The following is a 6,613-nucleotide window of genomic DNA, read 5'->3' as shown; positions in this document are numbered from 1 at the left end:
CGCCCGCAACCCTTAAATTACAGAAAAATGACTGACTGCTGCATTCCACAGCAAAACCCCGCTTTATACCCATTTACACACAGAGTTATCCACAAAGTCGTCAGAATCTCTAACCTCATATTACGGAATCCCATGGAAATCGACCTGGAATTCCCTATCCTATAGAGAAGAAACCAACGCATACCCGTTTTCTACTCTATATATAAGGAGAGCAAACGGCAGTAGCCCCATAATCCCCCTACCATCTTTGAATTACGAATCCCATCAGGTGATAATAACCACACAATCAGTCATTCCAGGACCGTGATGAGAAACGCTCTGCAACGTACTGCTATACGCAAACGCCCGATGAAGCTCGGCACCACCGTGATCCTCATGGTCAGTGCTGTACTTTTCTCCGTGCTGCTCGTCGTTCATCTGATTTACTTCTCACAAATTAGCAATATGACGCGCGATGCCTTAGCGGACAAAGCCCTTGCGGTGGCCCGAACGCTGGCTGACTCCCCGGAGATCCGTCAGGGTCTGCAGAAAGCGCCTCAAGAAAGTGGCATTCAAGCGATTGCCCAGGCGGTGAATAAAAGCAACGACTTCCTGTTCATCGTCGTCACGAATATGCAAAGCATCCGTTATTCACATCCCGAGGCCCAGCGAATCGGCCAGCGGTTTAAAGGCGACGATATTTTGTTGGCCCTGGATGGGAAAGAAAACGTCGCAATTAATCGCGGCTTTCTGGCTAAAGCACTGCGTGTGTTTACCCCCATCTATGACGAAAACCACCGCCAAATTGGCGTCGTGTCGATTGGCCTTGAGCTCAGCAGAGTCACTGAACAGATTAATAACAGTCGCGACAGTATCTTCTGGTCCGTCTTATTTGGTGTTCTGGTGGGCCTGTTGGGTACCTGGGTGTTGGTCAAGGTGCTCAAACGTATTCTGTTTGGCCTCGAACCCTATGAAATCTCCAACCTGTTTGAACAGCGCCAGGCGATGCTGCACTCTATAAAGGAAGGCGTAATTGCCGTTGACGACAGTGGTGAAGTCACGCTGATAAACCAGGCGGCCCAGGAACTGCTGGATTACCGCAAGTCACAAGACGATGCGCAACTCTCCACGCTCAGTCATGCCTGGTCACAGGTGGTCGATTTTTCTGAAGTCTTACGTGATGGAACACCACGGCGCGATGAAGAGATCACCGTGAAAGACCGGCTACTGCTGATCAACACTGTGCCGGTCATCAGCAACGGTAAAATCATCGGTGCTATTTCAACGTTCAGGGATAAGACGGAAGTCCGTAAACTAATGCAACGCCTGGATGGTATGGTCAACTATGCCGATGCACTTCGTGAACGATCCCACGAATTCATGAATAAGTTGCACGTGATTCTGGGATTATTGCATCTGAAAAGTTATAAGCAGTTGGAAACTTATATAATTAAGACAGCCAACAACTATCAGGAAGAAATCGGCTCATTGCTGGGAAAAATAAAGTCCCCGGTTATCGCGGGATTTTTACTCAGTAAGATTAATCGCACATCCGATTTAGGCCATACCCTTGTCATTAGTAATGAAAGTCAATTACCGGAAAACAGCAATGAAGATCAAGTGACCGTGCTGATTACCGTTCTGGGGAATTTGATTGAAAACGCACTGGAAGCGTTAGGTCAAGAAGCCGGTGGTGAGATCAGCGTATCCTTACACTATCGACACGGCTGGTTACATTGTGAAGTTAATGACGATGGTCCGGGGATCGCTCCCGATCGCATTGACCACATATTTGAGAAAGGCGTCTCGTCAAAAGGAAGCGAACGGGGCGTTGGTTTAGCGCTTGTTAAACAGCAGGTTGAAAGTGTTGGCGGCAATATCGCCGTCGAATCTGAACCTGGGATCTTCACCCAATTTTTTGTACAGTTACCGTGGAATGGTGAGAGGGCCAGCAGATGATCAATGTCTTAATTGTCGATGACGACGCAATGGTAGCGGAGTTAAATCGCCGATATGTGGCGCAGCTCTCCGGTTTTCATTGCTGTGGGACAGCGTCTACGCTGGAGAAAGCCAAAGAAATACTTTTTCATGGCGAACATCATATCGACCTGATTTTGTTAGACATTTATATGCAAAAAGAGAACGGTCTGGATCTGCTGCCCGTTCTGCATAGCGAAGGCTGCAAATGTGACGTCATTGTCATCTCTTCCGCCGCCGATGCTACCACCATTAAGGACTCGCTCCACTACGGGGTCGTCGATTATCTGATAAAACCTTTTCAGGCTTCCCGTTTTGAAGAAGCGCTTACCGGCTGGCTGCATAAAAAGACGGAGATGGAAAAACATCAGTACTATGAACAGTCGGAGCTTGATCAGTTGATTCACGGCAGTTCCTCTACCGAGCAGGAAACACGTCGCTTACCCAAAGGATTAACGCCTCAAACGTTACGTACCTTGTGCCAGTGGATTGATGAGCACCAGGATCAAGAGTTCTCTACTGATGAGTTGGCGAACGAAGTCAATATCTCGCGTGTGTCCTGTCGCAAGTACCTCATCTGGCTGGTCAATTGTCATATCTTATTTACCAGCATTCATTACGGCGTGACTGGCAGACCGGTGTATCGTTATCGCGTTCAGGCTGAGCATTATTCGCTGCTAAAACAATACTGCCAATAAACAGCATTACGGGGATTATTCGTTATATAAAAGTAACAGTTATTAAAATAATGAAAAATCCCCCTACTGCTGTCTTAGACAGCAAAATACTGAATTTGCGTTAGATCAAATATAATTGTATCCAACATGTTAACGCTCTATTTTATTATTGACAAACATCACACTGTTTTTAATTTCAAAATCACTAACAAAAGTTAATTAAGTATTATCTAACTCGCAGAATGTGTATTTTTACCCCTAAAGGATTAGTCTGATTTTAACCAGACATAAAAATCTATATCGGTAGCAATGGAGAACATGCTACGTACTATGGACACCGTACATTTTTGTGAGCAAATAAAAGAATCCGTTCGCCAACCTCATAGCATCATGAATTGGCGTGAGCGTGATCACATAAATAATACACTCACCTATCCTGCCGGTGGTTCACGTAATAGTAGAATACGTAAAGCTGACGATAAGTTTCCGGTTAACCGGGACAACGTACCTACACTACAACATCAGCCAATGCTCTTCATAACATGCTCTGCTTCCCATCGCCTGAGGATTCTCTCCTCAGAACAAAGTCACAGAAAAAAAGTTAAATATTTCCAATAACGTTTAAAAATTTTCTAGAAAGATATTTGAACATTAATCACAAATACGGACATACCGAATATTGACCGCTTTCTGATGCTTATTACAGCATAAAAGAGTGTGGCACAGATCCATTTATCAAAAATTGACTGAGTTTTTTGCGAGGGTAAATAAAATGTTATTTAGTATACAGCTTCTTATAATATTAATATGTTTGTTTTATGGTGCCAGAAAGGGCGGTATCGCACTGGGTTTGTTAGGCGGTATCGGTCTGGTCATTCTGGTTTTCGTGTTCCATCTCCAGCCGGGTAAACCGCCAGTAGACGTTATGCTGGTCATTATTGCCGTGGTCGCTGCTTCCGCAACCTTGCAGGCCTCCGGCGGTCTTGATGTTATGCTGCAAATTGCTGAAAAGCTGCTGCGTCGTAACCCAAAATACGTTTCCATCGTGGCACCGTTTGTCACCTGCACCCTGACTATCCTGTGTGGTACAGGTCACGTGGTGTACACCATTCTGCCTATCATCTATGACGTTGCGATTAAGAACAATATTCGCCCGGAACGTCCGATGGCGGCGAGTTCTATCGGTGCGCAGATGGGTATCATTGCCAGCCCGGTTTCCGTGGCCGTCGTGTCACTGGTCGCGATGCTGGGTAACGTAACGTTTGAAGGCAAGCACCTCGAATTCCTCGACCTGCTCGCTATCACCATCCCCTCTACCCTGCTGGGTATTCTGGCGATCGGTATCTTCAGCTGGTTCCGTGGTAAAGATCTGGACAAAGACGAAGATTTTCAGAAGTTCATTTCCGTTCCTGAAAACCACCACTATGTCTATGGCGACACCGCTACGCTGTTAGACAAAAAACTGCCTAAGAGCAACTGGCTGGCAATGTGGATCTTCCTGGCCGCTATCGCTGTCGTTGCCGTCCTGGGTGCGGTATCTGAACTGCGTCCTTCTTTTGGCGGCAAACCGCTGTCAATGGTTCTGGTTATCCAGATGTTCATGCTGCTGACTGGCGCACTGATTATCATCCTGACCAAAACCAACCCCGCATCTATCTCTAAAAATGAAGTCTTCCGTTCAGGTATGATCGCGATTGTAGCGGTGTACGGTATTGCCTGGATGGCGGAAACCATGTTCGGCGCACATATGTCTGACATTCAGGGCGTACTGGGCGAGATGGTGAAAGAATATCCGTGGGCCTATGCGGTTGTCCTGCTGTTGGTCTCCAAGTTTGTAAACTCCCAGGCTGCGGCGCTGGCGGCTATCGTGCCGGTCGCGCTGGCTATCGGCGTTGATCCAGCGTACATCGTTGCCTCTGCTCCGGCATGCTACGGTTACTACATTCTGCCGACCTACCCAAGCGATCTGGCGGCCATTCAGTTTGACCGTTCCGGCACCACCCGCATTGGCCGCTTCGTCATTAACCACAGCTTCATTCTGCCTGGTTTGATCGGCGTAAGCGTATCCTGTGTATTTGGCTGGGTGTTCGCTGCAATGTACGGTTTCCTGTAATCACACTTCGCGTGCCGTCCACTTTTGTACGGCACGCTACTCATAAGATGCAGAACAATTTACGTTTCTGATAAAAAAGAAAAGGCTGGAAGCAAATGTCAAAAGTTGAATTCACTTACCAGGCGCCTTTCCCGCTGGGGGAAGACAAAACTGAGTACTATCTGCTGACATCCGATCACGTCAGCGTCGGCGAGTTTGAAGGCGAGACAATCCTCAAGGTAGAACCAGAAGCACTGACGCTCCTGGCCCAGCAAGCCTTCCACGATGCCTCCTTCATGCTCCGCCCGGAACACCAGCAGCAAGTCGCCTCCATTCTTCACGATCCAGAAGCCAGCGAAAACGATAAGTACGTGGCGCTGCAATTCCTGAGAAACTCTGAAATCGCCGCCAAAGGCGTGCTGCCAACCTGTCAGGATACCGGCACGGCTATTATCATGGGTAAAAAAGGCCAACGCGTCTGGACCGGTGGCGGGGACGAAGCCGCGCTCTCCAAAGGTGTCTTTAATACCTACATTGAAGATAACCTGCGCTATTCACAAAACGCCGCACTGGATATGTACAAAGAGGTCAATACCGGGACGAACCTGCCCGCGCAAATCGACCTGTACAGCGTGGATGGTGACGAATACAAATTCCTGTGTGTGGCCAAAGGCGGCGGCTCAGCAAACAAAACGTACCTCTATCAGGAAACGAAAGCACTGCTGACCCCCGGCAAGCTGAAAAATTACCTGGTCGATAAGATGCGCACGCTAGGTACGGCGGCCTGCCCGCCTTACCACATCGCCTTTGTCATTGGCGGCACCTCAGCAGAAAGCACCCTCAAAACGGTGAAACTGGCCAGCACGCACTACTACGACGCGCTGCCGACCGAAGGTAATGCCCATGGTCAGGCGTTCCGTGACGTTCAACTGGAACAAGAACTGCTTGAAGAAGCACAGAAACTGGGTCTCGGCGCACAGTTTGGCGGCAAATACTTCGCACACGATATCCGCGTGATCCGCTTGCCTCGCCACGGTGCATCTTGCCCGGTAGGCATGGGTGTATCCTGCTCTGCCGACCGTAACATCAAGGCCAAAATTAATCGCGACGGTATCTGGATTGAAAAACTGGAGCATAATCCAGCCCAGTACATTCCTGAATCGCTGCGTCAGGCTGGTGAAGGTGAAGCGGTTAAGGTTGACCTGAACCGCCCGATGAAAGAGATCCTCGCCCAGCTTTCTCAATACCCGGTATCTACGCGCCTGTCGTTAAGCGGCACCATCATTGTGGGTCGCGACATTGCCCATGCGAAGCTGAAAGAGCGTATTGATTCCGGTGAAGGTCTGCCGCAGTACGTGAAAGATCACCCGATCTACTACGCGGGTCCGGCAAAAACACCAGCGGGTTATCCATCAGGCTCCTTAGGCCCAACCACCGCGGGTCGTATGGACTCCTACGTTGATCTGCTGCAATCCCACGGCGGCAGCATGATCATGCTGGCGAAAGGGAACCGCAGCCAGCAGGTGACCGACGCCTGCCATAAACACGGCGGCTTCTACTTAGGCAGCATCGGCGGTCCGGCGGCAGTACTGGCGCAGCAGAGCATTAAGCATCTGGAATGCGTGGAGTATCCGGAACTGGGTATGGAAGCTATTTGGAAAATCGAAGTTGAAGATTTCCCGGCCTTCATCCTGGTCGATGACAAAGGCAACGATTTCTTCCAGCAAATTGTCAGCAAGCAATGCGCTAACTGCGCGAAGTAACCTATCTGGCCCGGCACCGGACTGCTCCCAATCGTTGGACACCCAACCGTTGAGGACAGCCCGGTGATCCCCCCGGGCCACTCTCCCCCCTCAATAACGGGTATTGAATTTTTATCTCGCCCGAT

Annotated in this window: 4 protein-coding genes; all 4 read left to right on the top strand. The window is 49.1% G+C overall.

The window, feature by feature from the left end; genetic code table 11:
• The first annotated feature begins 306 nt into the window (after positions 1 to 306).
• Positions 307 to 1,938 (top strand): sensor histidine kinase, encoded by a 1,632-nt coding sequence (locus tag FCH32_RS20790; RefSeq protein ID WP_174361453.1) that lies wholly within the window; start codon positions 307 to 309, stop codon positions 1,936 to 1,938.
• Entirely contained in the window at positions 1,935 to 2,654 is a 720-nt protein-coding gene (gene dcuR, locus FCH32_RS20785) for a two-component system response regulator DcuR (RefSeq protein ID WP_096758636.1), read from the top strand. The genes FCH32_RS20790 and dcuR overlap by 4 nt, the downstream gene beginning before the upstream one ends.
• A 751-nt stretch (positions 2,655 to 3,405) precedes the next feature.
• A complete protein-coding gene (gene dcuB, locus FCH32_RS20780; protein WP_174361452.1) occupies positions 3,406 to 4,746 on the top strand; it encodes an anaerobic C4-dicarboxylate transporter DcuB in 1,341 nt (446 codons plus the stop codon).
• A gap of 95 nt (positions 4,747 to 4,841) precedes the next feature.
• Entirely contained in the window at positions 4,842 to 6,488 is a 1,647-nt protein-coding gene (gene fumA / locus FCH32_RS20775) for a class I fumarate hydratase FumA (RefSeq protein WP_096758638.1), read from the top strand.
• Positions 6,489 to 6,613 lie beyond the last annotated feature (125 nt).

The organism is Citrobacter gillenii (assembly GCF_013337685.1).
GTDB lineage: Bacteria > Pseudomonadota > Gammaproteobacteria > Enterobacterales > Enterobacteriaceae > Citrobacter > Citrobacter gillenii.
Note: the sequence above shows the minus strand (reverse complement) of the source record. Positions and strands in the feature narration are given on the sequence as shown.

Excerpts from the sequence above, each read along its gene's own strand:
- FCH32_RS20790 (WP_174361453.1), top strand. The coding sequence starts at position 307 with ATGAGAAACGCTCTGCAACGTACTGCTATACGCAAACGCCCGATGAAG.
- dcuB (WP_174361452.1), top strand. The coding sequence starts at position 3,406 with ATGTTATTTAGTATACAGCTTCTTATAATATTAATATGTTTGTTTTAT.
- fumA (WP_096758638.1), top strand. The coding sequence starts at position 4,842 with ATGTCAAAAGTTGAATTCACTTACCAGGCGCCTTTCCCGCTGGGGGAA.
- dcuR (WP_096758636.1), top strand. The coding sequence starts at position 1,935 with ATGATCAATGTCTTAATTGTCGATGACGACGCAATGGTAGCGGAGTTA.